The sequence below is a fragment of the Pseudomonas entomophila L48 genome (assembly GCF_000026105.1).
Classification (GTDB): Bacteria; Pseudomonadota; Gammaproteobacteria; order Pseudomonadales; family Pseudomonadaceae; genus Aquipseudomonas; species Aquipseudomonas entomophila.
On the sequence record NC_008027.1, the window covers coordinates 3,854,094 to 3,879,774 of the forward strand.

A 25,681-nucleotide genomic window follows, 5' to 3' on the forward strand; every position below is an offset into this window, starting at 1 on the left:
TCTGTCAACCTATGCATAGCTGCCACCTACCTGTTTGACAGCAGTCCGGTAGCGGCCCCATCAAAGGGCACAAAACCATGCTGAAGATAGTTCCCGATCCACCCCACAACCACCACTCCCTCGAAGACACCATCATCCAGGCCACCGAGTACGCCCTGTGTGCGCAGACCGTGGCGCATCAGGCTGTTCTGCTGCATCCCAAGTCGCCCGTGTCGATTCTGGTCATGGCCGCGATGCATGAAATGGAGGCGCTTCGGGTGCTGCTCGAATCGGCGTTGATTCAGGTGCAGATGCCGCAGGTGGAGCCTCGGACGTTGCATTAAGCCGGTATGTCGTGAGTTGCCTGGGCGGGCCCTGTTCGCCGGCAAGGCCGGCTCCTACGAGGGACGCGATTTGCCTGTAGGAGCCGGCCTTGCCGGCGAATGGGCCCGCCCAGGCACCGAAGATTTCAGGGAGATTGAGGCATGAGCACAGACGACACCACGCCCCACACCACCGTGGGCAAGACCAAGTTCTACCAGGGTGAAAAGCATACCGACCCGCTGTTCTGCATCGAACCCGGCATCCCGTGCCAACACGCACGGGAACAGGCTTCGGAGTTGATGGGCTGCGTGTGCGACCTGACCATCACCGGGATCATGGAGGAGAAGCCTCAGTTGATCTGGGCGTCGTATTACCTGAGCGCGCTAGCCAAGGCGCTGATGGATGATGCGGAGTTGGGGATGAAACACTGACTTCACAGGTAAACGCGGACCCTGTAGGAGCGGCCTTGTGTCGCGAAAGGGCCGCAAAGCGGCCCCAGGTTTCTGATGTGTTGCGAAGATTGCTGGGGCTGCTACGCAGCCCTTTCGCGACACAAGGCCGCTCCTACACCGGCTAGGCTTTGGGCATAAATTCGGGATGTCTCCATGGAATGTCATATCCGCCGCGCTCAGCGCGAAGACGCAGAAGCCATCAGCCGCATCGTGATCACGGCATTGCGCGAATCCAACTCGCAGGATTACCCGGCAGAGGTGATCGCCCAGGTCGAGCAGAGCTTTTCACCTGCGGCGGTCAGTGCATTGCTCGATAGCCGAATGGTATTCGTAGCAGTCAACCAAAACGAATTGCTAGGGACGGCAAGCCTGGATGGCGAGGTTGTCAGGACAGTGTTCGTCGCTCCAATCCATCATCGGACAGGTGTCGGCAAACGGTTGATGGAGGCCGTTCATGCTGCAGCGATCAGGGCAGGTGTCACGGCACTGCGCGTTCCTTCGTCCATCACCGCCCAAGGGTTCTACGCGCGGTTGGGGTATCGGAAGCTTCGTGATGAATTCCATGGCGTGGAACGCACCATTGTCATGGAAAAGTCCACGCTGACCATGACGGCGGCGGCCCTCGCGATTAACGTTTCTTGCGAGCATCTGGCGAAGCTGCTGGATGAGGGAGCAATCCCCCATACCAGCGCTGAAGGTGAACGGGCTATCGCGTTCTCCGAGCTGATTGCCTACAAGGACAAGCGAGACGAGGCCAGCCGTGGAGCGATGGACAAACTGGCAGCTCAGGCCCAGTTGTTAAAGCTGGGCTACGAATGAGGCACTCCTCCTTCACGGTCCTCTGGCACACCAACCGCCTATACCCGGCCCACTGACCTGATATTTTTGCCAGTAGCACGGTGCAATTCCCGCATCACATGATGAGTTTCCCAATTCTGCTGAAGGAATAGCTGTCATGCGTACGATCGGAACTGCCTTGCTGGCTTTGTTCATGGTGGGTAACGCCGTTGCCGCCACCTGCCCAAGTGTTTCAAGCATCACTCAAAAAGAAGACGGTCAAGGCTACGCCTACAGCGCCCCAGGCGGCTGGGAGGGCGATAACCCGATGGCCAGTGAAGAGGACCTCGGCAGCTTCGAGTTCTTCACCGCGAAGGTCACTGAGAAATCAGTGATTTGCCGATACAAAGGCGAGAATAAAAGTGGTGTCAGTCTGACCTTGTCCGGCGCCAGACAAACGGCGGGAGATGGCTGGGAAGACGGTGAATGCACAGCATCTGATGTGGACGCCTGTGCATTCAAGTAGGCCGTCAGCTAGCATCCTGTCTCGGAAATAAGCTGTTCACTTTTGGCGGAGTCTTGGGCGCCCGGCCGACGTTGCCACTCCTCGCCATAGCCCTGCTATGACTCGTCGCGGCGCCTTGGTCGGACATCCAAGCCACTCGCCAAAAGAGAACGTACTTCCGAGACAGGACATTAGGTAGTTTTTCGACTAAACAATTGCAACAAACGCTGGACTTGAATATTGAGACAGGCTGTCATGAGCAATCTTAGTACAGAGTCGGAGGCAAATAATAGCAACATAGCATTTTGACCTACCAAAAAGTCGCAAGCGCGACACAGCGATCCATACACAGCATTATGCCCAAATCAAAAAGCCTAGGTCGGAACTTCAAAATTTAGACTATCGATCTCAAAAATATAGCTATCCCTGAAAACACTCGTGACAGGCAAATCTGGAGCACTTTCTAGGACAGCCTTGATGATCTTCACTGCTGTCACTCTAGCCCACTTCACCAATCGAGCATCGTCAAGCATAAAAATCCAAGAAACAGTACTTCTATCGCTACCAATCACGCCAAGCCGTTGAAGCTCCAAAATTTCTCTAGGCGGCTTGTTTACATTCTGCTCTTCATCCAGCTCAAGCTCATCCGACTTTATATGAACAAGGCTATTTCGCAATTTTACCAACCGACTGAGATTTTTAAATACCTCATCCTCACCTTCCTTCCACCCAGGCACCAAAGCGATCAGCAGCTTTTCATATTTTGCCTTCAGCCCTTCTTTCTCTAGCCCATCAAGCAATGCCATCAACCACCGTTCATCACGCTGGATGTACTCCATTGTCTCGCCAACTAGAAGCCCACCACCAAAAAATCTGGTTTCCGCAGGCTTGAACAAAGTACGTGGAACTGAGTAAGGACGTGGTTTTGAAACGGACTGATAAAAACTCTTGAAGTCTTGAAGAAAAGCCTCTACCGCCATCGCACACAATGCAACGTGCACAGCCCCGTCGTCCGTCAAATTTTTCTCAGACTTTTCAAGCAAAATTACGCCATGAAAAGGAAGCGACAGCATATATATTTCCCCAATTAATAAAGTAAAAAACGGTCCCCATTAATCTTTTCAACGCTTGCCCAGCATCGCCTGGCGCTCCCGCCAGATCTCCTGCACGAACGGATCGGTCACGCCATACAGGCCATGCCCCCGGCGAATGATCAGGTTCGCCGCCAGCAACTCATTGGCCACCGGCTGGATCTCCTCCACCCGCACTTCACGCCCCACGAACGTCGAATACTCCCCCGCCGCCTCGCTGGAAAACACGCCCCGCGTCTCGCCATCCACGGAGGCGATCCGGGCGAAAATGGCCTGGGCCAGTACACCCAGTTCCTCGACCTTCATCAGTTCCAGGTCGGCCGCCGCCGAGCGTAGCGTGGCCGCAATCACCGGCAGCACCACATCCGCCCCGGAACCGAGGCTGGGCGAGTGAATCAACTGCCGCAGGGCACGGATGAACTCTTCAGGCCGGCTGCCCAGTGTCTTGAACGCCTCGGTCGCCACCTCCAGCGAGGGCAGGTTGTCGAGGCCATCTGCGGCGAGCCGCTGGAGCCAGAACGCGACATAGCCCTCGTCCAGCACCGGATAAGCCACGTTGGTGGCGCCGGCAAACGCCTGGTTACGCCGGGCGGTCAGCTCGTTGACCATGGCCCGGTGCGAGCCGGTGCCAATGAACAGGAAATGCCCAGGCGTCGCGGGCCTTGGGTTGATGGCGTCACGTGCGGCCTTCAGGGCCAGCATCATCTGCTGCCCGTCCTCTGTGGTGATGGCATGCTGCACTTCGTCGACGATCAGCACGACAGTCGCCTTGGCCTGGTCCACCGCTTCGGTCAGCGCTTCGGCGAGTGTCACGCCGCCTGCTTCACCCAGGGTATCGAGGTTGAAACCGAATTTGAAACCGGCCAGCTCCACCTCGGCGCCACGCACGCGCCTGAGACGCTGCATGAACGACGAGGTCGGTGTCTGCAGTTCGAGCAGGGCTTTGCGCACGGCAGCCAGCACCAGCTTCACCGGGCTTGTCTGGGTGTCGCTCCACAGGTCGACGTAGATCACCAGTGCGCCCTGTGCCTCCAGGGCCGGGATCAGATCGTTCTTGAGGAAGGTGGTCTTGCCCGTCCGGCGCAGGCCGGACAGGAACAACCCGGAACGCAGGCCGATATCCAGCGCAGAGGGCTTGAGCAGTTGCCTGGCCATATCGGCCGCCAGTTCCGGGCGCAGGAAAATGTCAGCCATGGGTTTATCCTGAATTATGAGATTCCAATAATTATTGGCCTGGAGTAATTCCGTGTAAAGCCGCAGTGGCTTGCGCATCACCTCAAGACTCAACCTCCATAAGCCCCGGCGTGGGCTTGCTGAACCCCGCCGTCAGCCACATCAAGTACAACCCGCCACACACCAGCCAAGCCACCCCGGCCAGTATCACCACCGTGCTCAACAGCGACAGCAGATACAGGTTCACCCCAATCGCCAGCAGCGGAAACACCACGAACCCCACCCCACTCAACCGCTGCTTGCGCCGCTCACGCCGGTAGTACGCGATCACGCAGACATTCACCGCCGCAAACGCCAGGAACGCGCCGAAGTTGATCAGCGAAGCGGCCGAGCTCACATCCGCGCCGATCCCGATCAACCCCAGCCCGGCAATCAGCAGCAGGTTGAACACCGGCGTGCGCGCCCTGCCCTGCAGCTTGGCGAAATAACGCGGCGGCAGCACGCCTTCGCGGCCCATGAAGTACAGCAAGCGGCTGGCGCTGACCTGCACTGCCAGGCACGAGGCGAAGCCGGCGACGATGCCGCCGAGGTTGACGAAGTCGGCGAAGAACTGCCCGCCCACCTTGATCGACAGTGCGTAGGTCGCGGTCTCTGGGTCGGCGAACTGGCCACCGGGGTGGCTCAGTTGCATCAGGTAGGCCACCGCCGTGAACAGCAGCCCGCCCACGCTGATCACCAGCAGCACCGCACGGGGGATGTCGCGCCTGGGCTGTTCGGCCTCCTCGGCCAGGGTGGTCACGGCGTCGAAACCGAGGAACGAATAGGCGGCGATGGCGGCGGCGGCGGTAAGGCCGGTCAAGGTGCTGTGTTCGTTCCATACGGGGTGGGTGAAGCCGACCTGGGGCTGGCCGGCCACATAGCGCAGGCAGTAGCCAATGAACAGCAGCACCAGGGCCACGCTGAAGACCGTGAGCACTTTGTTCAAACGGTCGGTCAGGGTCATGCCGCTGACGGTCACCGCCGTGGTCAGGCCGATGTTGATCAGCAGCCAGCCCCAGGTGGGCACCTGCGGGAACTGGGCGTTGAGGAACACCGACTGCAGCAGCCAGGCGACCATGGGCATGAACAGGTAGGCCAGCAGCACCGCCCAGCCGACCACGAAGCCGCAGCCGGGGCCGAGCAGGCGCTTGGCGTAGTAGTAGGCCGAGCCGGACACCGGGAACAGGCGCGACAGCTTGGCGTAGCTCAGGGCCGACAGCAGCATGGCGCCGGTGGCCAGCAGGAAGGCGCTGGGGGCGATGCCGTCGCTGCGCTCGGAGATCACGCCGAAGATCACCATGGCCAGGCTCGGGCACATGTAGGCCAGGCCGAAGACAGTCAGGGAGGTCAGGGAAAGTTTTGCGGGGGTGGCGTCAGGCATGAGTGGCCTCCTGGCGCGCAGGGGCGATGCCACGGGCCGGGCCGTGAGCGAAATGAGCCATGGGTCATCCTCTTGTGATTGTTCTAGGAAATTGCCCAGCCGGTCTGGCTGCGCGGGGGCGCAGGGACGGCGTGCACAGCAAGTTACTCGGGGGAAGGCACCGGCTTTGCCGGTGATCGCGGGGCTAGCCCACGCCTACAAGGTGCAGGGCCAGTATGCGGATCCCCGTGCGGATTCCTATAACGTCGAAGGATTAACCTGGGGGTAATGGCGCGGGGGAATCACGGCGCCGGTTGCAGGCTGGCGAGGTCTTCACCGGCCAGGAACAGCAGCGAGAACAGCTCGCTCTGGGAGTTCACGTCCAGCTTGCGGTACACGTTGCGGCGATGGACCTTCACCGTCTCGGCCGACAGCTGGAGCTTGATGGCCGTCTCCTTGTTCGAATGCCCCGACAGGATCAGCCGCACCACGTCCAGCTCCCGCGCCGTCAGCACCGACTCCAACTGCCGCCGTGCTTCGTCGCGCCCCTGGGCCAGGCCCAGCGCGGGCTTGGCCGGTGCGCGCTCGGGCAGTTGCTCGAAGTGCAGGCGCTGGCGCAGCAGGCCGATCAGCCAGGGGCGCACCAGCTCCAGCTGGGCGATGGCCTGGGCGTCGAAACGTGAGCGCCCGCCCAGCGACAGGCACAGCGTGCGCCCATCGCCCAGGGCCAGGTTGAACTGCACCTCGTCGGCGACCACGTTGTGGGTGAAGTACAGGCGGTAGTAGTCGGTCTGCTGAAACTGCTCCGGGGCCACGTCGGCCAGGCGCACCAGGCCGGTCAGCGGCCGCTCGCGGCTGCTGATGTAGAACGGGTCGAGCAGGTACAGGCCGTTGGCGTACACGCTCACCAGCGGGTCGATGCCCTCGCGCTCGTAAGGGCTCTGGTCGAAGATCAGCGGCTTGTCGTGGCTGAACAGCAGCGCCACCCAGGTATCCACCTCGACGAAGTCGCCGAGCAGCGTGGCCAGGGTACGCCAGAAGCTCGGCCGGTCGAGGTGCTCGATGCATTGGCCCACACCCTGGTGCCACGAAAGATCCTGCAGGCTCAAGCTCATGCCCTACCCCCGGGTTAACCCGTCGAAGTGATTGTTTTGCCAGTGATTGTTTTCATACTTGCACCACCCTTCGCAAATGTCACTCGCCCGCGGAAGGGTCGGGCCCAGCGAGACGGATTGCCCATGAAGATCGAAGTGGTACAGACGACAACCCGCGACGGCGACACCGCCCACAACCTGCGCGGCATCCTCGAGGCCCTGGCCCAGTGCGCGCCGGACACCGATATCCTGCTGTTTCCCGAGTCGCACCTGACCGGTTTTCTCGCTGAGGACGACGTCGGCATGCTGTCCGAAGCCGTCGACGGCGATGCCGTGCAGGCGGTGGTCGAGGCGGCGCGCCGGCACAATGTCGCGGTGGTGCTGGGGCTGTACGAGAACGACGGCGGCACGTTCTACAACACCACCCTGTTCATCGCCCCTGAAGGCATTCTGCTCACCTACCGCAAGACCCACCTGTGGCTGCCGGAGCACGGCATCGTGGTACCGGGCGACCGCTTCGCCACCGTCGAATGGCGTGGCGTGCGCCTGGGCCTGTTGATCTGCTACGACAGCGAGTTCCCCGAGACGGCGCGGGCATTGAAGACCCTGGGCGCGCAGTTGATGCTGATCACCGATGGCCTGGCCGAACCGGAGGATCATGTGCACCGAGTGTCGGTGATGGCCCGGGCGATGGAGAACCAGGTGTTCGCCGTGGTCGCCAACCGCGTGGGCGATGGGCCGGATGGCTGCGTGTTCGTGGGGGCGAGCCTGGCGGTGGACCCGTATGGCCAAATACTGTTCGAGGCCGGGCGCGGTGAGTCGCGGCATAGCGTGACCCTGGACCTGTCGCTGATCGGCAAGGCCCGCGCCTTCCATGACTACAGCGCCAACCAGCGCATCCAGTTGCCGGGTGAGCGGATCGAGCATGCCAACGGGGTGCGGGAGTTGATCATCAACTAGCCATGGGTATTGATGGCCCAAGGCTTATCCCGAGTTACTCCCGGCCAATAATTATTGGCCGGGAGTAACTCTATCCAAACCTCGCCCCTGACAACTGCAGCACACGCAACCACTGATCAGCGGCTGATCAGGATCGCCCTCAAGAAAAGTCACCCTGACCTCCATCCCCGTCCGAGGCGGCATGCTCTCGCAATGCCAGTCGGAGACCAACCGCAGCCAGCAACTGCGCGTATCGCCCACTCGCTCTTCGCGATCCCAGGGGAACTCGACCTTGACCCTGGCCAGGCGCCGATCATTGCGAACCGCCTCGTCCTCCACGGCAACCACCACCGCCGTCTGGTTGCCGGGCACCTGGGGTTTCCTGTGAGCCAACGGCGGGCGGTAGCTCGCGTGCCACGCATACCCCGTGAAGCGGTTACGGTAACCCTGATCAAAATCGCCCTCGTTGCCAGTGGCGAGGTGTTCACCGGAAAACTGTGGCTGCCGCCCTTCATGGATAACCTGGGTCAGCAACCAGGGAGCGTTCCACGCGTTGTGTGGATGGCCCGTGATTTCCAGTACATGGCCACTGGCCAAGCGGGGCTGGTCACTGTGCCCTTCCGTTCGGCGACAAGCCGCGTGGTGGCGCTCCATCAGGTGCTTGATCACCGGCTCGTCGGCGACGCTGTCGGGCGCTTGCCTGTAGGCGGTCGGGATGCCACTTCTGGTAAAGGCCGACTGATGATCGCCCAGCACCAGCACATGCCCCCGCGGACTGTGTTGAAAGTGGAAGTGGATCCCCTCCTCTTCACACAGGCGCTGGACAAAATGCAGGTCCGTTTCGTCGTACTGGGTGCAGATCTCGCGCACGCGGTAGTTCGCCCGCAGCTCAAGCCGGTAGGCGCCGCCCACTATCCCGTGCTCTTCCAGTATCAAGGCAACGATTTCCGGCACCGATAACCGTTGATAGATCCGTTGGTTGATACGGTGGCGCAAGTAGGACAGCTGCGGCACCAGGGCCAGCTTGTAGCGTGGGTCATCACCGCATTGGGCAACGTGGTAGACCCGTCCATGCACACCGTTGCCCTCGGTATCGAAAGCCAGGAAAGCCTCGCGGTCGATCAGGCTGTCGAAGTCCAGGTCAGCCGGTTCGCCGACCAGTTCCACATTGAAGAAGTATGGCCTGCTGATGGCCTCTTCGCCGCTGAACGCGAGCACCTGAAGTCCATGTTCGACACCGTCGATGGTCAAGCTGAAGTGGGTCTGCCGGGCTGGGTTGAACATCCGCTGTTCCCTCTCTACATAAGCCAAGGATGACGCGCACGAAGCCACTGCCTCCATGAACACGGAGGCAGGCATCGGGCAGCAGGCGAAACGTCAGGTCAGGTCAAACGCCACTTTTCACTTTGGTCCAGACCCGGGTGCGGATTCGCTCCAACTTCAACGGCAGGGGTTCGAGCGGAATCAGCGTGGCAACCGTCTGCTTGTCGGGGTAGATCCAGGGGTTGTCCCGCAGCGCCTGTTCGACGAACTGGGTGGCGTCCTTGTTGGCGTTGGGGTACAGCGTGTGGTTCGAGGTCTTGGCGATCACTTCCGGGCGCATCATGTAGTTGATGAACGCCAGGCCTGCCTTGGGATGGGGCGCATCCTTGAGCAGCACCAGGTTTTCCGACCACACCAACGCGCCTTCGCGAGGCAGGCTGTAGCTGATCTTGCGCCCGGTGTTGTTCTTCTCATTGATCGCTTGAGCGGCCAGGGCGCCGTTGGCCCAGCCGACCACCGCACAGATATTGCCGTCGGCCATGTCGGTATCGATGCGCGACGAATCGAAATACAACACGTACGGGCGGATTTTCATCAGCAGGTCTTGTGCCTTCTGGTAATCCGCGGGGTTGCTGCTGTTGCTGGGCAGCCCCAGGTAGTTCAAGGCAATCGAGATGATCTCGCTGGGCGAGTCGAGCATCGCCACGCCGCACGCCTTCAGCTTGCTGATGTTCTCTTCCTTGAAGATCAGGTCCCAGCTGTTCACCGGTGCCTGGTCACCCAAGGCCGCCTTGACCTTGTCGACGTCGTAGCCGATGCCGGTGGTGCCCCACAGGTAGGGCACGGCGTAGCGATTGCCAGGGTCGTTGACCGCCAGCTGGGCGAGGATGTCCGGGTCGATATGCGCAAGGTTGCCCAGTTGCGCGCGGTCCAGCGGCTGGAGCACGCCCGCCGCGATCAGGGTGGGCAACACGTTGGAGGTTGCCACCACCACGTCATACCCGGTGCGCCCGGCCATGACCTTGCTTTGCATGATGTCGGCGCTGTCGAACGCGTCCATGTGCACGCGGGTGCCGGTTTCCTGCTCGAAGGCCTTCGGGGTCTCCGGCGCCAGTAGCCCGAACCAGTTGTACAGGTGCACCCCGGGCTCGGCAGCCGCCACCGAGGTGCTGATCGCCGCGCAGAGCAGCGAGGCCGAAAAAAGGGTTCGCAAACGTGAGGTTCTCATGCAACATCCTTGTCCAGACGATTGTTGTCTCATGGCCATCCCAAGCCTTGGCACCGACTATACCGGGCACGCCCGGAGAGTAAATACCTCGAAATACTTACCTCCGGCCTACGCATCCTTAACCCAAAAGGGGTAGAAAATGCCGTTCGACCTCCATGGACTGGCGTGGCACCGAACGATCGGCAAGCTGATCATGCAACTGAACCGGCCGGAGTTCTGGAGTTCGCTGGTTCGGGTGTTGAATGAGTACGTGCAGATCGACAACTGGGTGGTGTTGATTTTCAGCAGCCAGCACGTGGAAGTGGTGAGCCTGCCTGAAGTCGCGGACGCTGAAGAGGTGGATGCGTTCATTCACCGCTATGTGACGGAGCTGTATCTGCTGGACCCGTTCTACATCGCCAATCGAGAGAACCCCCAGGGCGGTTTCTTCCACCTGCTGGATATCGCGCCGGAGTACTTTCTCGAGACAGAGTACTACCACCAGTACTTTGCCCAGTACATCTCGGTGGATGAAGCGCAGTACAACGTGCAGCTCGACGCCGACAGGACGCTGTGCATTTCCATCGGCAGCAAGGTGCGCTTCAGCCAAGAGCAAATCACCATTCTCGACATCATCAAGCCCTGGGTGACGGCCTTGATGCACCAGCGCATGTGCTTTGAAAGCGATGCCGAGAAAAACCTTGCCGAGCCGCCGCCACGGCAAGAAACGCTGGCCCAGTTGGGGGCGCAGTTGACGACGCGGGAAAGCGATGTGCTCAGGCTGCTGTTGAGCGGTTTCTCCAACAAGGAGATAGCCGGCAAGCTTGCGCTCTCGGCGGAGACAATCAAGGTTCACCGCCGCAACATCTACGCCAAGCTGAATATCAAGTCGCAGTCTGAGTTGTTTACTCGGTTCTTCATGCCCCGCGCCTACCCGACAGCCCCTTGACCACGATGTACAGCAGCGGCCCGATTAACACGAAGCAGGCCACACTGTGTATGGCACCGGCGTCGCCGGTGTTCGCGGGTAAACCCGCTCCTACAGGTACCCCGTAAACGCCAAGATCAACGCCGTACCGGTAGGAGCCGGCTTGCCGGCGAACGGGCCATTGCGGTCAACACAACACGATGGTTTCGCTGCGGATCGGGCATCTGACAACCCCTGATAGCGGCATGGCGAGTTGCGGGTTATCCGAGCCAGCCGCAACCGTCGACTAGCGAACCATGCCCTCCTAGAATGCCACCTCCCCAATCGCGACAGGACGTTGCCCGATGACTTTCGATGTGCACCACTACGCCAAGGCCTACTACAGCAACATCCAGCCGGCGCCAGGCAATCTTTATCCAAGGCTCAAAGCCTGGGAATTCCTCTACGAGTACATCTGGGACGATTCCCGTACCCGCTGGTCCGAACTGACATCGAAGACGCAACTGGAGACGACCGCGCTGCACATCGGCTTCTACCTGGCGAACTGGGGGATGTTCCGGGGCTCCTCGGGGCTGCTGCAGAACAGCAACCTGGACCTGATGAAGGCCTTGGCCAAGCTGCTCTTCGAAGGTCAGGGTGCCAAGTTGCTGGAACTCTCGCTGGAAGACTTCGGGCCTGACAACCCACATCGGGCCCAACATCAGGAACTGCTGGATTCCGTGCTGGGCTCCATGGAGTCCCTGGCGACCAACGTCTCCTGGACGAACACCCTCAAGACCAAGATCCTGATGGGCGTCTGGGGCGAATGCCCGGCGCTCGATCGTTTCTACATCGCGGCATGCCGCGATCTGTTCCCGCGCCGGCCCTCCATTACCAATGCCAGTGGCAAAGGCCTTGCCGCGTTGGCGGAACTGGTCGAGGAACTCGCCGTTCCTCCCCTGCCCATGCGCACCGGACGCCTTGGGCTGCAATACCCCACCGCGCGGATCATGGACATGGCGATGTTTCAATACGGAATTGAATTGGAACAGGGTTTTGACGATCAAGCTGCCGCGGTGGTTTAGGGCCGATAGCGGTCTGCCGTGCGAGCCTCACAGGGTTGTCGCACGGCCGCTCGATCAGGTAGGCCGCGTCAGAAATCGATAGTGCCCGAGAACTTCACCAACCGCGGATCACCCTGGGTCATGTAGCCGCCGTTGGCCGAAGCCCAGTAGTTCTTGTCGGTGAGGTTCTCCACGTTCACCCGCAGGGTCAGGTCCTTCTCGGACACCTTCAGCTTGTAGCGGGCGCCGGCGTCGAAGCGGTTCCAGGTCGGCAGGCTGAGGTTGTTGGCGGCATCGACGAACTGGCCGCCGGTGCGCAGCATGCGGGCATTGAGCGCCAGGCCCGGCACGCCCGGCACATCCCAATCCACACTGGCATTGAGCTGGAAGGTCGGCACGCCGATGGCGTGGTTGCCGTCGTTGGTGCCGTTGAGGGTCTTCTTCTGCTCCGAGGTCATGCGCGTGCCGCCAGCCATCAGGCGCAGGCCGTCGATGGGCTCGCCGAACACGCTCAGCTCGATGCCTTTGTTGACCTGCTCGCCATCGCGGATGAAGCGGTTGCCGAGGGTGTAGCCGTCCGACGGTTTCTCGATGCGGAACACGGCGAGGTTGGCGCCGTAGGTCTGCTTGTCGAGCTTGATGCCGGCCTCGAGCTGCTTGGTGCGCCCTGGCGGGAACATCTCGCCGGCATTGACCACGTTGGCCGGCGCGGTCGGGCCCTGGGCCAGGCCTTCGATACGGTTGGCGTACAGCGAGACGCTGTCGGTGGCCTTGAACACGATGCCGTAGACCGGCGTGGTAACACTTTTGACATAAGCCGGGCCACTGCGGCTACCGTCGTTGGCCGGGTTGGCAACACCGTTGAAGGTCGTGCCGTCATAGGTGTAGTTCTCTACACGCAATTGTTGGCGGCGTACGCCGTAGGTCAGCAACAGGCGGTCATCGAACAGGCCCAGCGTGTCGGACAACGCGATACTGCGGTTGCGGGTTTTCCCGGTGACGCCAGGGTCGCCCATGTCGCCGCCGGTCATGCTGACATCGGTAGGCCGGGGCAACTTGCCGGTGTTGTAGATATTGGTGTTGCCGGTGGTCGAGCGATAGAAGGTGTAGGCGTTTTCCGCCTGGGTCCACATGGTGTTGGCGCCCAGGGCGATCTGGTGGCTGACCGGGCCGGTCTGCAGGCGGCCGTTGAGGCCGGCGCTGAAGCTGGTGTTGTCTTCGCCGTGGACGATATCCGAGCCGCCGAGGGTCGCCGTGCCGCTGTTGCCCACCAGCACCGGCGTGCCGTAGGTGCCGTGCTCGCGGGTGTGGCGGGCGCCACCGGCGAGGTAGGCGGTCCAGCTTTCGTTCAGGTCCCATTCGCCACGGACCATGCCGAAAGTGTCTTCCGACTCGCTGTAGGTCCAGTCCTGGCCGTAGTTGTGGCTGGCGTCCGGCGCGGTGGGCACCTTGGTGGCGGTGCCGGGGCGCACGGAGTTGCGCAGGTGGTTGATGCGCTGCTTCTGGTAGCCGAAGTCGGTGGACAGGCGGAAGTCGTCGCCACGGTAGTCCAGGCCGGCGACGAACAACTTGGTGCGCTGGTCCTGGTCGTCGACGGCGGTTTCGCCTTCGCGCTGGCTGAGGTTCAGGCGCGCACCGAAGCGGTTGTCCTCACCAAAGCGCTGGCCGATGTCCAGGTGCTCGCCGATGCGCCCGTCGCTGCTGATGTCCTGGGTGTAGCGGCGGGTGGGGGTGTCGCCGGCGCGCTTGGGCTGCAGGTTGACGTTGCCGCCCAGGCCGGTGCCGGTCGGGCTCGCGCCGTTGAGGAAGGCATTGGGGCCCTTGAACACCTCAACACGCTCCACCCCGTCGGTGGACATGATCTGGCGCGGCAGGATCCCGTACAGGCCATTGAAGGCAATGTCGTCGCCCGCCAGTGGCAGGCCACGGATCACAAAGACCTTGGACTGGTTGCCAAAGCCATACGACTCGCGCACCGACGGGTCGTTGGCCAGCACGTCGCCGATGTCCTCGGCCTGCTGGTCCTCGATCAGCTTCGAGGTGTAGCTGGTCAGGGTGAACGGCACGTCCATGTTGTCCTGGTTGCCCAGCACGCCCATCTGCCCGCCACGGGCGACCTGGCCACCAGCGAAGGCTTCGGGCAATGCGTTCGGGGTGGGTTTGACGGCGTCGGCGTTGACGTCGGTGGCCTCGAGCTGGATCGGCTCGGCGGCCTGCGCCATCAAGGTGACGGAACAGCAGAGCGCCAGCAGGGCTGGGCGGGACGGGAAGCGCGACGCCATCGTGGGGATCCTGACAGGGGAATTAAATGAGGGCGTGAATGGTAATGCTTCGCATACGCAAACATCAACCTATCCAATTGCGTTATGCCATCTTCGGGATCAACGGCGGATCGAGCCTACACAATTCAATCGAGTGGGTCCGCAGAGAGAGCCCAGGGTGCTTGCCTCCCCGAGGTATGATCGGCGCCTCGACGAACAGGAGGTTGCGATGAGCCAAGGCGACGGAATGCGGGTGATCGTGGTGGGTGCCGGCATTGTCGGCGCGTCAATCGCCTACCACCTGGCCCGCAAAGGGGCACGGGTGACGGTGGTGGAGGCCGGTGAGATCGCCTCGGGCGTGACCGGCCGCTCGTTCGCCTGGATCAACACCTGCGCTGCCGGGCCGGAAGCCATCGCGCCGCTGCGCAATGCCGCGATCGATGACTACCGCCGCCTCGAGCGCGAGCTACCTGACCTGACCGTGCGCTGGACGGGCTCGCTGTGCTACGCGCAGCCTTCCCTTGCTGAGCCGGACGCCTCGTCAACCGTGGTGGTTTCCCGGCAGCGGATCCGCGACCTGGAGCCCAACCTCAGGCATCCGCCCGAGCAAGCCATGCATGCGCCACAGGAAGGCGCGCTGGACGCCGTGGCCGCCACCCATGCACTGATCGCAGGCGCCAAGGCCCATGGCGCCACGGTGCTGACGCAGACCCAGGTGCTCGGTATGAGGTTCGACCGCGACACCCTGTCGGGCGTGAACACCTCCCAAGGCCCCCTGGCAGCTGATCGGGTGGTGCTGGCTGCCGGCACTGGCTGCGCGGCGCTGGCAGGTGCGCTGGGGGTGCCACTTGCCATCGGGCCCTCTCCCGCCCTCTTCATTCGCTACCGCGCCCGGCCAGGGCTGGTGCGCGGCATCATTTCGAACGCGGCCATGGAAGTCAGGCAAGGGGCGCAGGGTTGGCTGTTGGCGGCCGAGGATTATCTGGGCGATGGCCCGGAGCATCAGCCTGAGGTGGTGGCACGGCGCACGGCCGAGGCCATTTGCGGTGAACTCGAAGGCGTGGGCACTCTTGAACTTGCAACGGCATGCGTTGGCTGGCGACCGATGCCTAAAGACGGTATTCCGCTGATTGGCCATGTGCCCGGGGTGTCGGGGGTTTACCTATGCGTGATGCACCCGGGCGTGACACTGGCGGCGGTGGTGGGCAGGCTGGTCAGCGAAGAGATTGTCGATGGCAAGACACATACCCACCTGGTGCCTTGCCGTCCGATGTAACGCATGCGCGCCTTGGAAATCGAGCGCAGAGATCCCTCCTCGGCCGTCATCCCGTCTTGGGAGAGATCTGCCAGTATTCCGCTATGGTCTCCAAAGCGGCCTGCGCATCCTCGTCGTCATACGCTTCCCAGATAAAACTCATCACGCTGGCGACGGCGTTTTTCTGTGCCAGGCTCAACGAGCTCAACTCATAGTGCGAATCATATTTCACATAACCCTGCATGCTCCATGACAACATTTGAGTCAAGATATCGCCCTCATAGTAACTCTCCGTCGCCATCAACAGGTAAGCCGGCAAATAATATTTTATGCCTGCAGGCGCCATAAAACTGAGACAAGCGGATTCATCCCCAACATAGTTTTCACGAAATTCTTTCAGGCTAAGCTCCCACCAGCGCTTTCCTGCAAAGTAATCACGGATCTGCAACGGCTCCGGGTACCGAGATTTTACAATCTGATCAGCTTCTGGCGGCTCTGCCTTACCAAAGGCAGCCTCCACTTCTTTTCGGATAATAACCTGCCTTCTCTTGATCACTTCTTCTTGCATAGCGCTACACTCCCACATACCCCGCCCTCTTTTAACGATGCCGACTTAACCACCTTAGTCAATTAGACCCATTACGAATAAACCTTACAAACGCGAACAAAGCCAACAACTCAACAAGCTGGACGCCCCAATACATGAGGCCATCGTAATGCGCCGAAACCGCGAACAAATAATAGTGATAAGCCGTCAAGCCCAGCGCTGCCATCACCGCCTTAAGCAGAATTTTTTCTTCAGCAAAAAACATTACTCCCAACCACGCACACAACGGCGCCAGCCCACCAACGAGAATGGCGTGGCGAATAAATTCAATAGGAGCGGTCGCTCCGGCATGAACGGCCGCCCAAATAAAAAACGCATACACCAAAACCAATGGCGACGCCAGCATCACCTTCAAGAACACATTCACTTTCGCCTCCACTTAGTCTAAAAAAAAATGGGGCAGATTTATGTTTTCACTCTAACTTCGGCCCACCCCGCCTCACCTGATCGACACCATTTCCCGTGATTCGAGGACCGTCCATAAACGGCGAGTGCCCGTCAGTTTCCGCGTTGGATAGCCAATCGAATCAGACTGCGCTCTTGAGCTGAAATTACCTGATGCTCCGTGGTCTCTACGGCCACGCATAAGCAGCTATTGGAGTGTAAAAAGTAAATCCGTCCCCTTTCCCCCGCCTTTTTTCTTCATGCTATTTTTGGCAAAACCAGAATACCACCCATTAGCAATAGCCAAAAAGGTAGTTAGACGAACAAACACCACAACCCCTAGTCAATAGAAACCGCTTAAGCCTCGCCACATACGCCCAAACATCACCCCACACTCCCTTTAACTCGAATATCACACCCCTTAGATTGCGCATAGAAAATCAATACAATCAAGCCAACACCAATAACCGCACCACCACACATAGAAAAAATAAACAACCAGACAACACTCTATCTTTAAACTTAAATACATGACCAAGCAACTCAAAAAGCCCAGGGAAAGTATTCATGTTTATTCCATTCCTCCCTGAGTAAAAATGCCCGTAGAGCACAGTAACAGCCAACATAATTGCCAGACCCCAAAACACCATCTCAACCGAGTTCACCAACCACCCACACACAATAAAATCTCACTCAGCACCAAAAAAAATAGATGCATACGAATCTGGACTGCATTAAACCTTTAGCTCAGGACCAACACCAGTGGAAAAAGGAGATGGATTTATTTCCTCTACTTTAGAGCAGCAAAAATAAATCCACACTTTTTGTTCGAGCCGCAATTAGAGCAAAAACCTCAAGAAGCGCGCACCCAATTCCCGACCTTATTAAGAAAATATAAAAACAACAAAAACTCCCCAGCCTGCAGAACCCAGTAACCAAACTGGTCATGCGCAGCAAACACAACCAAAACATAATGATAAGCCATTAAGATCATCACCGACACAACCGCAAATAATAATTTAGAAAACCCCAATCTAAACAGTGCAACAAGAAACGTAATCAATGGTAAAAGACCACTCACGAGGACCACCTGCAGCCCAGCCAACGCTGATAGTTCGTAAGCGGAGTGAAATCCCAGCGCACATAGCAACCCATACACTACTAAAGAAACCAGCACCACTATCCATTTTATCAATGATAACACCACCCGCATTTTCACCCTCCCCCTGACTATTTTGAAGCGCATCCTACCGATTGCTCAGGATCTGCTTTGAATAACCAGTTTCTCGGATCATACGACCAACCATTAGTGGGATCATATGGAACTGGGTTAGGACGAACCGCCTGCGGCCAGTTATTACCTCCATAGAAGCCCTTACCTAAACCTGCTTCATCAAACGCCTTATCGTGATATGCATCAATCATATCCCCTGTTACGCCATCCACACCATGAACAGATACTTTCTCACGATCACTTTCAATCAAGCTTTTTCTTATGCGATCATAATACTCGGCCTCTGACACCTCACTCCCCTTCAGCCAAGCAGTTATCACTCCCGCACTTACAGCGCTATTCACGATAAGATTTTCACCTCTGCAAATCTCCGCAGCACTGCCATAATATCGACTCAACTCCCCCTTGGTCTGGCACGCTCGACTATCATAGTAAGTACACAAACTTGTATCTCCCGTACCGTTCCACTCCCACGATTTCAAACCCATCGGATCGGTAGCAGTCACGGGACTCCCTCCTGTATATGTATAAGCATTCGCGCCCCCCATGAACCCTATCGGATCCTTCGACACGTATCGCGCGCTCTTGGGATCGTAATAGCGGAATCGGTTGTAATGCAGCCCTGTTTCTTGATCTTGATATTGCCCTTGGAAGCGTATCGGGTTCCTCGCATTGCTCATGGCAACAGAACTACCAGGTAATTCAGCAAGATCCCCCCAAGCTTTATAGTGCGCCGCCCACACCACGTGCCCTTCCTCATCCGTCAGCTCCATCGGCGTGCCCAGATGGTCGCACTGGTACCAGAAGATGCTATCAAACGCTTGAGGTTTCACGTCTGTTTGCCATAAGGGATCTTGCTCAAAGTCATACTCACGCCCACTCCAGTCGGGTCGCTTGTGCAGGCGAACCGGGCCATTGCGCACCGCTTGGGCCACAGGCACAAAACTGCCTGGCAGATACAGGTAATGCACGGTGCTGCCGGTATCACCGTCGTCACGCGCCGGGGAACTCTCCCAGGCAAGCGCGTTGCCATCCCAGCCGAACAGCGTAAAACCGCATTTCAACTCGCGCTGTCGTTTGGCCCGTTGCATCTGGTTCCAGCCAGTGCCTGCATCAGGCTTGTCCCAGTAATGAGCAACGGAATGCTTGTGTAACCGTCGCCCTAGTGCGTCATAGCTGTATTCGACCTTGAGCCGATCATCGTTGTAATGCGCCAGGCGATCAAACAGGTCCCAGGCCAGGTGTGCGTGTTTGCCCTCACGCAGCCGATGGATCAAGTTACCCCGTTCGTCATACTTGAAATGGGTACCATCGAACTGACGTAAACGGTTGTCCATCAACTTCCCATTTCTGGCATTTTCTTCCAGGGGGCGGTTGAGCTGCAGGGCTTCATCAACAAGGTTGCCCGCAGGGTCGAAGGAGAAAGTTTCAACGCCCAAGCGACTGTTCGCCTGGAGCAATCGGCCAAGTGGGTCGTATTGATAAGTCAATTGCCCACGACGCGTATCGTGAATGCCTGCCAGTTGGCCGACCGTGTCGTACTCATACCCTCGTTTGAGCAAGGTGGTTTCGCCATCGGCACCGCCAATCACTTGTTCCAGCGGCCTCCCACGCATACTCCACTGCTGCTTGTGCATGAGCTTGTTGCCTTGATGGCGAACAATCTCCCGGTGTAAATCGTCACGCTCGAAGGCAAGCATTTCGTGATGGTCCAGCATCATGCCCAGCAGATGTCCGCTGCCGTAAGTCAACCAGCTGACCTTGTGGCCATCGGGGCGAAGGGTGGCCACACGCCGGTTCAACACATCGTACTCATGCTGCCAGACGGCGACCATGGGCGTGCCAATGGCCAGGTAGTGCTGATGCTCACGGACCATGTTGCCGGCTTCGTCATGGAACCATTGCAACAGGCTGGCGGCATTGCGGGCCTGTAGCAGTTGGCCATTGCCGTTGTAGGCATAATGTTCCGATTCCACCTGTTCACCCAGGCTGGCAGTACGTTCGATCAGACGGCCCATGCGATCAAAACGCATGGTTATGCGGCGCTGACCAACTTGGGTATGAGCGAGGCGTCCGGTCAGTGGGTCATAGTGATACTGCTTCACCAGGCCATCGAAACCGGTTTCCGCCAACAAGCGTCCAACCACATCGTAGCTGAATGTCGCCCTGCTTTCGTTCTGGTTGTCCAAGCCGACCAATCGCCCTAGCTTGTCCCAGTGACAGCGCAATGTGTGCTCTGTTGCATCGACACGCTCGCTCGGCAACCCCGCAGGGGTATAGCTCCACGTCGTACACCGATCCAACGCATCGACATGGGCCAGCAACCGCCCTTCGGCATCGCGCTCGAAGCGTTCTTCGGTCTGGTCCGGGTGAGTGACCTTGGCCAGCTGCCCGGCCTTGTACGCGTACTGGACCTGCTCGCCCATGGCGTTGGTGGCCTGCACCAGCCTGCCGAACTCATCGTAGGCCCACTGGCTGCTCTTGCCGGAACAGTCGGTGTATTCGAGCAACTGCCCGGCGGCGTTGTACGCCAGCTTTTTCTCGTTGCCGTTGGCGTCCTTGATCGCCTTGAGCTGCCCGGTGGAGGTGTAGGCGAACTCGGTCTTGTTGCCCAGTGGGTCGACCGTCTCGACCAGGTTGCCGACGGCGTCGTAGTCGCGCCGCCACAGGCCGCCCTCTGCGTCGAGAAGCTTGATCAGCTGGTCCTGGTCGTCGTAGGCGTAGTGCACCACGCTGTGGTCGGCGCGGATGTGCTGCAGGCGATTGCTGCGTTCATCGTAGACGTAGCGGTCCTGGCCGCCGTCGGCGTGCAGGTGGCGGATGACGTTCTTGCGGGTGTCGCGGAACAGCCACTCCGAGCGCCCGTCGGCATGCTGGATGCGGTAGGTGTAGCCCTCGGCGTCGTAGTAGTGGCGGGTCTGGCCGCCGTGGGCGTCGGTCACGGTGGTCAGGCGGATGTGCGTGTCCCAGGCCAGGCGGGTTTCGAAGCTGCCGTCGTCGGCCCATTCGCGGATCGCCCGGGCATGGGGGCCGCTGCCATCCCATTCGAGGTGCTGGCCGCGGCCGGTGCGGTCGGTGTAGCGGGTGATCAGGTGGTGCTGGTACTGGTACTGCCAGGCGGCGCCGTGTTCATCCTGGGCGGCGATCAGGTCGCCGTGGTCGTCGTAGTGATAGGCGCACAGCTGGCGCAACGGCTTGCCGTCGACCACCTGCCACAGGCCCTGGATATGGCCGTGCTCATCGAGCAACGTGCCCAGTTGCAGGTGCACCTTGGTCGGGTCGTCGTCCTGGTAGGTATTGATGTCCGACAGCACCGGGCGGCCTTCGTGGAAGTGCTCGTAGTGCAGCGTGGCGCCGACGCCGTTGCGCATGCGGATGTGCACCAGGTAGAAGCGCTCGCCGACGCGCTCGTAGGTCTCGCGGCGCTCCTGCCCGCGCGAGAGGATGAGCTGGCTGTCGGTGGTGCGGGTCAGGCCGCGGTACTCCACCGGGTCGTAGTGGGTCTTGCCGACCTTGAGCAGCGGGTAGGCGTGGCTGCGGCCGTCGATGTCGTGCAGCAGCAGGCCGTCGTCCCGCACGTCGATGCAGGTGGTGAAGGCGGTGATCCAGCGGGCGCCGAGGCTGCCGCCGTCGAGGGCGGCCAGGCGCGAATGGTAGGTGCGGGTCCAGCTGACCGGGAACGGGCCGGGCAGGCTGAAGTCGGTGTGCTGCAAGGTCTCGCTGCCCAGGGCGAAGTCGATGCTGTTGCAGGTGCCGGTCGGGGCGCCGTTCTTGCATTGGTTGGCGGCCTGCAACGCGGGCGCCTGTTCCTTCTGGGTTTCGACCTTGCCTTCGGCCACTTGGTGGCGGGCCTTGCTGGTGCTGCCAGCCTTGACGTTGGCCACCACCACCTGGGGGTTGCGCTTGCGCCATTGCGCGACGCTGCTGGCCAGGGTCAGGCGCAGGGCTTCGATGGAGCCGGGGCTGCCAGCGTCGCCAAGCTTGAGGATGGCGCCGCGCACCAGTGGCGCCAATGTGCGCAGCTGCGCGATATGGGCGAGCAGTTGGGCCTTGGCCGCCGCACTGAGGGCGGGGCTGAGGTTGGCGCTGGTCATGCCCTTGCCGGCGCTCTTGTAGGCGTTGAAGGCGCCGGCCAGGTAGTTGTCGATGCTGGCCTGGGGGTCGTGGACCAGCAGGTTGCCCCCGGCGGCTGCCGGGGTGGCGGGCGCCGGGCCGGTACTCGCCGCCAGCGCGGCCAGGCCGGTGGCGATGTCGAGGATAAGCTGCTCGCCCAGTGTGGCGGCGTCGCTCAGCGCCGCCTTCAGATGGCCGGCGGTCTGGCTGACGAAATCGTCGAGGCTGCCGACGATGTCGGCGTTCAGGTGGCCGGCCATCAGCTCGATCAGCGCATCGCCAAGTACCTGCTTGCCCTCCTGGCGCACGATGAACAGCATCGGCCGCAGGGCCATGCGCGCCGCCGCGCCGCTGGCCGGCGCACGGACCAGGCCGATCAGGTTGATGGCGAAGGTGGCGCAGGCGACCGGGTCGGGCACCTTGTTGCCGGCCAGGATCACGATGTCCCCCAGGGCATCGACCAGGGCGATGCTGTTGCCTGCCACGGCCACGTTGCCAGCGACGCCCTTGAGGCGTTCGAGGGTGACGAAGCTGGCGCTGGTCTGGCGCAGCCAGGTGTCGAACACCACGGCGCCGCGGCCAACGTCTTCGACCTGGATCTCGGCCAGCGGGGTGATGGCCACCTGCGGGGCGCGGAGGTTGTCGTTTGCTGCGGGGGTCTGTGTGGTCATGAAATCAGCTCGCGTGGCATCAGGTCAGTCACGGGGTTCAGGCTGGGGGGCTTGAAGGCGGGGAGTTTGGGCAGGGCACCCGGCATGGCGGCCCCGGCCTTGCGGTTGACGCCCAAGGCCCTGGAGGCGGCCGTGGCCAGTTGCGGCAGGCCGGCGACGCCGCCTTTGAGTGCGCCTTGCACCTGCTGCATGCCCTGCAGCGCGTTCTGCCCGGTCTTGAGCAGGCTCATGCCGGTCTTGGCTGCGTCCATGCCGCTGCTGGCCAGCTGCTTGACCTTGGCCATCGCCGCGCCGCCGCCCTCGGGGGTGAGCGCGTCGGGCATCGCCTCGAACATCGAGGGTGTGCCCTCTTCGGTCGCTGCCAACTTCGGCCAGGGCAGGCCCTTGGCGAAGCTGCCGAGGCTCCAGGTGTCGGCCGTGTCGAGGCCGAATTTCGCCAAGGCTGGCCCGGGCGCGGCGCCGGACACGGCGTTGAAGCCCTGCCCGTCCAGCGAGCCCTTGAGCACCGTGCCCAGGGCGTCGGTGACTTCGTAATCGCCGGCCTTGATGCCTTTGGTGTTGGCGTACAGGTTGAACAGCTCCAGCGCGCCCTTGCCGGGCTTCGGTGGCTCGGGGAAGGTGCCAGCCATGCTCGCCGCGCCGATATGGGCGAACTGCGCCGCATGGGCGGTGTAGTTGGCGCTGGTGACGTGGGTGATGCCGCTGGCGTTGTAAGTCGTCGCGCTGCCGCCGCCCTGTACCACCAGCTCGGTCTTGGCCTTGAGGATGATGCGGTCGGCGTTGGCAGTGATGTCGAGCTTGGCCAGCAGGTTGATGTTGTCCTTCAGGGCGCGGAAATCGATATCACCCGAGGCAGCGACCAGACGGAGGCCGAGGCTTTGGATGAACAGGCGCATGCCCTGGCTGGCGCTGGCCAGCAGGCGCTTGCCGATCGACATACTCGTGTGGCCGGTACTGCTCAGCGCCAGGTGGCTGCCGCTGGTGAGGTGGTTCGGGCCGGGGGTGGTCAGGGCGATACCGGCCGGGCTCGACACCACGAGGTGCGGCTGGGTGAATTCGGCGAACTCGTTTTTCGTGAGGTCGCCCGGGCCGCTGCCGAGGATGCCTTGGTGCTGCTTGTGCAGGTCCTTGGCCACGGCGTCCTGGTCGCCCGGCTCCTGGGCCTGCATCTGCTTGGCCAGTTCGGCCAGGCTGTCCTGCTGCTCGCTGGCGGTAGCCAGGCGTTCGGCGGTTTCCGGCAGGTCCTTGTGGTGCTTGGCTTCGTTGGCGCGGGGCTCGGTGGTGATCAGCAGGCCGCCCGCGGCGCGCACGGCGCCGTGGCGGTCGGTGCGCAGCTCGAAGCCTTCGCCACGGGGGGCGCCGCCACTCGGGCGTGGGTGCGTGAGGTAACCGAGGTTCAGCGCACTGGCGCCGTGGTCACTGCGCAGGGCGATGCTGATTTCGCTGGTGGTGTCGTCGATGCGCAGTTCGTTGCCACGGCTGCCCTTGTATTCCTTGCTCTTGATCGTGGCCAGGGTCTTGAGGTCGGGCAGCTTGTAGTGCGGCATGTTCACGCCGTGGTACAGGCAGCCGGTCACCAGGGGCTGGTCGGGATCACCTTCGAGGAAGCTGACCAGCACTTCCATGCCGACCCGGGGCAGTTGCAGGCCGGCGATGCCCTGCCCGGCCCAACTGCTGGCCACGCGCATCCACACGCTGGACTTGTCGTCCGAGCGGCCCTCGCGGTCCCAGAAGAACTGCACCTTGATGCGGCCGTATTCGTCGCAGTAGATCTCTTCGCCAGCCGGGCCGCTGACCACGGCGCGCTGCTCGCCCAGCACCTTGGGTTTCGGGTGGTTCAGCGGCGGGCGGTACGGCTGCTCCCACGGAGTGACCACAAAGAAGTTGCGGTAGCCCTGCTGGAAGCCGTCAAAACGCGGGTCGATGTCGCTGGTGATGGCTTCTTCCAGCACCTGCGGCTGACGGCCCTGATGACGTAGCTCGACCAACAGCCAGAGATCGTTCCAACTTGCGTTGGGGTGGCTCGCGAGGGTCAGGAAATGGCCACTGGCGAGCAGCGGCTGGTCGCTGTCGCCGCTCGCCTGACGGTAATCGCTGCGGTGGCGTTCCAAGGCGCGATTGGCCAGGTGCTTGCCACGGGGGCGGTCAAGGAAGCGCCCGGGGTAGTCGTAGTCTTCCAGGGCCGGCTCGTCGTGGCTGTCGGCCTCGCCTTCGAGCTGGATCAGCGGTTTCTTGAAGTCGTAGTCGCGGCGGCTGACGCTGCTGGTGCGGGTCTCCAGGCGCAGGGCGAAGCGCTTGATCATCGGCGTGTCGGCGACCAGCCCGGAGTCGTGCTGGAACTGCACCGGGGCCAGTTTCGGGAACACCGTCTGGTCGTCGCCGAACACCAGCTGGTGGCCGTCGGCGCTGTGGCGGAAGTGGTAGTGGATGCCCTCTTCTTCGCACAGGCGCTGGATGAACTGCAGGTTGGACTCGTCGTACTGCACGCAGTACTCGCGCTGCGGGTACGTCGCGCCCAGTTGAAATTGGTAGGCGTTGGCGAGGATGCCATGCTCCTCGAGCACCTGGGCGATGATCTCCTGCACGGTCTTGTGCTGGAACATGCGCTGGTTGATGCGGTGGGCCAGGTAGGCCAGCTGCGGGCGCAGGGTCACCTGGTAGCGGGTCAGGCGCTTGCCCGCCTCGCCTTGCGCGGCGCGGTAGATCAGGCCGTGCAGGCCGCGGCCGTCGTCACCCAGCTGGAGGAACGCGGGCTTGTGCAGCAGGCTTTCCAGGTCACGCGAGGGGTGCTCGCTGACCAGTTCCAGGTCGATGGCGTAAGGTTGGCTGATGGCCTCCTTACCGTCGAAGGCAAGCACCTGGAAGTCGTGCTCCAGGCCGTCGATGTGCAGGCTGAAATGGGTCTGGTTCGCGGCGGCAAACATCCCTGTCCCTCTGTTGCGAAAATTCGATGGCCAAAACGACCGCAGCCCGCGGCGCGAA

Annotated in this window: 19 protein-coding genes and 1 pseudogene; 8 read left to right on the top strand and 12 right to left on the bottom strand. The window is 61.1% G+C overall.

The genetic code is table 11. The annotated features are described in order from the left end of the window. Nucleotides 1-77: 77 nt before the first annotated feature. From PSEEN_RS16510 to PSEEN_RS16525, 4 genes and pseudogenes are all read left to right on the top strand, one after another. Complete coding sequence (locus tag PSEEN_RS16510) at nucleotides 78-323, top strand: hypothetical protein (RefSeq protein WP_011534689.1); 246 nt, start codon at nucleotides 78-80, stop codon at nucleotides 321-323. A gap of 141 nt (nucleotides 324-464) precedes the next feature. Further along, entirely contained in the window at nucleotides 465-734 is a 270-nt protein-coding gene (locus PSEEN_RS16515; protein WP_011534690.1) for a DUF3077 domain-containing protein, read from the top strand. Between the two features lie 174 nt (nucleotides 735-908). After that, nucleotides 909-1,349, top strand: a pseudogene (locus PSEEN_RS16520) (GNAT family N-acetyltransferase); the annotation flags it as partial. A 361-nt stretch (nucleotides 1,350-1,710) separates the two neighbouring features. Then, complete coding sequence (locus PSEEN_RS16525; protein ID WP_011534692.1) at nucleotides 1,711-2,058, top strand: DUF3757 domain-containing protein; 348 nt, start codon at nucleotides 1,711-1,713, stop codon at nucleotides 2,056-2,058. A 353-nt stretch (nucleotides 2,059-2,411) separates the two neighbouring features. On the opposite strand, the gene PSEEN_RS26695 is transcribed toward PSEEN_RS16525, so the two are convergent. From PSEEN_RS26695 to PSEEN_RS16545, 4 genes are all read right to left on the bottom strand, one after another. Beyond that, a complete protein-coding gene (locus PSEEN_RS26695) occupies nucleotides 2,412-3,110 on the bottom strand; it encodes a hypothetical protein (protein ID WP_011534693.1) in 699 nt (232 codons plus the stop codon). 48 nt (nucleotides 3,111-3,158) lie between these two features. After that, nucleotides 3,159-4,322 carry an AAA family ATPase gene (locus tag PSEEN_RS16535; RefSeq protein ID WP_011534694.1) on the bottom strand — a complete coding sequence of 388 codons (1,164 nt, stop codon included), beginning with the start codon at nucleotides 4,320-4,322 and terminating at the stop codon, nucleotides 3,159-3,161. Between the two features lie 82 nt (nucleotides 4,323-4,404). Continuing rightward, nucleotides 4,405-5,721 (bottom strand): APC family permease, encoded by a 1,317-nt coding sequence (locus tag PSEEN_RS16540; RefSeq protein ID WP_011534695.1) that lies wholly within the window; start codon nucleotides 5,719-5,721, stop codon nucleotides 4,405-4,407. Between the two features lie 281 nt (nucleotides 5,722-6,002). Next, the gene (locus PSEEN_RS16545) at nucleotides 6,003-6,815 is read right to left on the bottom strand and encodes a helix-turn-helix domain-containing protein (RefSeq protein ID WP_011534696.1); all 813 of its coding nucleotides are present in this window, start codon (nucleotides 6,813-6,815) and stop codon (nucleotides 6,003-6,005) included. A 123-nt stretch (nucleotides 6,816-6,938) separates the two neighbouring features. On the opposite strand from PSEEN_RS16545, the gene PSEEN_RS16550 reads away from it, so the two are divergent. Continuing rightward, nucleotides 6,939-7,754, top strand: coding sequence for a carbon-nitrogen hydrolase family protein (locus PSEEN_RS16550; RefSeq protein WP_011534697.1), 816 nt, complete (start codon nucleotides 6,939-6,941; stop codon nucleotides 7,752-7,754). 51 nt (nucleotides 7,755-7,805) lie between these two features. On the opposite strand, the gene PSEEN_RS16555 is transcribed toward PSEEN_RS16550, so the two are convergent. Both PSEEN_RS16555 and PSEEN_RS16560 read right to left on the bottom strand, forming a co-directional pair. Further along, complete coding sequence (locus PSEEN_RS16555) at nucleotides 7,806-9,017, bottom strand: contractile injection system protein, VgrG/Pvc8 family (protein WP_011534698.1); 1,212 nt, start codon at nucleotides 9,015-9,017, stop codon at nucleotides 7,806-7,808. A 103-nt stretch (nucleotides 9,018-9,120) separates the two neighbouring features. Further along, nucleotides 9,121-10,224, bottom strand: coding sequence for a polyamine ABC transporter substrate-binding protein (locus tag PSEEN_RS16560; RefSeq protein ID WP_011534699.1), 1,104 nt, complete (start codon nucleotides 10,222-10,224; stop codon nucleotides 9,121-9,123). A gap of 139 nt (nucleotides 10,225-10,363) precedes the next feature. Here PSEEN_RS16560 and PSEEN_RS16565 point away from each other — a divergent pair, with 139 nt between their 5' ends. Both PSEEN_RS16565 and PSEEN_RS16570 read left to right on the top strand, forming a co-directional pair. Beyond that, complete coding sequence (locus PSEEN_RS16565) at nucleotides 10,364-11,152, top strand: helix-turn-helix transcriptional regulator (protein WP_011534700.1); 789 nt, start codon at nucleotides 10,364-10,366, stop codon at nucleotides 11,150-11,152. Between the two features lie 323 nt (nucleotides 11,153-11,475). Next, nucleotides 11,476-12,195, top strand: coding sequence for a hypothetical protein (locus PSEEN_RS16570; protein WP_011534701.1), 720 nt, complete (start codon nucleotides 11,476-11,478; stop codon nucleotides 12,193-12,195). Between the two features lie 68 nt (nucleotides 12,196-12,263). Here the strand turns inward: PSEEN_RS16570 and PSEEN_RS16575 are convergent, their stop codons facing one another. Next, on the bottom strand, nucleotides 12,264-14,456 hold the full coding sequence (locus tag PSEEN_RS16575; protein ID WP_011534702.1) for a TonB-dependent receptor: 2,193 nt from the start codon (nucleotides 14,454-14,456) through the stop codon (nucleotides 12,264-12,266). 208 nt (nucleotides 14,457-14,664) lie between these two features. Here PSEEN_RS16575 and PSEEN_RS16580 point away from each other — a divergent pair, with 208 nt between their 5' ends. Next, nucleotides 14,665-15,711, top strand: a complete 1,047-nt coding sequence (locus tag PSEEN_RS16580; RefSeq protein ID WP_011534703.1) for an NAD(P)/FAD-dependent oxidoreductase — start codon at nucleotides 14,665-14,667, stop codon at nucleotides 15,709-15,711. A 46-nt stretch (nucleotides 15,712-15,757) separates the two neighbouring features. On the opposite strand, the gene PSEEN_RS16585 is transcribed toward PSEEN_RS16580, so the two are convergent. From PSEEN_RS16585 to PSEEN_RS16605, 5 genes are all read right to left on the bottom strand, one after another. Further along, nucleotides 15,758-16,258 (bottom strand): DUF6714 family protein, encoded by a 501-nt coding sequence (locus PSEEN_RS16585; RefSeq protein WP_011534704.1) that lies wholly within the window; start codon nucleotides 16,256-16,258, stop codon nucleotides 15,758-15,760. A gap of 58 nt (nucleotides 16,259-16,316) precedes the next feature. Next, the gene (locus PSEEN_RS16590) at nucleotides 16,317-16,664 is read right to left on the bottom strand and encodes a hypothetical protein (protein ID WP_044488253.1); all 348 of its coding nucleotides are present in this window, start codon (nucleotides 16,662-16,664) and stop codon (nucleotides 16,317-16,319) included. Nucleotides 16,665-17,534: 870 nt separating this feature from the next. Continuing rightward, entirely contained in the window at nucleotides 17,535-17,894 is a 360-nt protein-coding gene (locus PSEEN_RS16595) for a hypothetical protein (protein ID WP_011534706.1), read from the bottom strand. 17 nt (nucleotides 17,895-17,911) lie between these two features. Then, the gene (locus PSEEN_RS16600) at nucleotides 17,912-22,699 is read right to left on the bottom strand and encodes an RHS repeat-associated core domain-containing protein (protein ID WP_011534707.1); all 4,788 of its coding nucleotides are present in this window, start codon (nucleotides 22,697-22,699) and stop codon (nucleotides 17,912-17,914) included. Further along, nucleotides 22,696-25,623 (bottom strand): type VI secretion system Vgr family protein, encoded by a 2,928-nt coding sequence (locus tag PSEEN_RS16605; protein WP_011534708.1) that lies wholly within the window; start codon nucleotides 25,621-25,623, stop codon nucleotides 22,696-22,698. Before PSEEN_RS16605 ends, PSEEN_RS16600 begins: the two co-directional genes overlap by 4 nt. Nucleotides 25,624-25,681 lie beyond the last annotated feature (58 nt).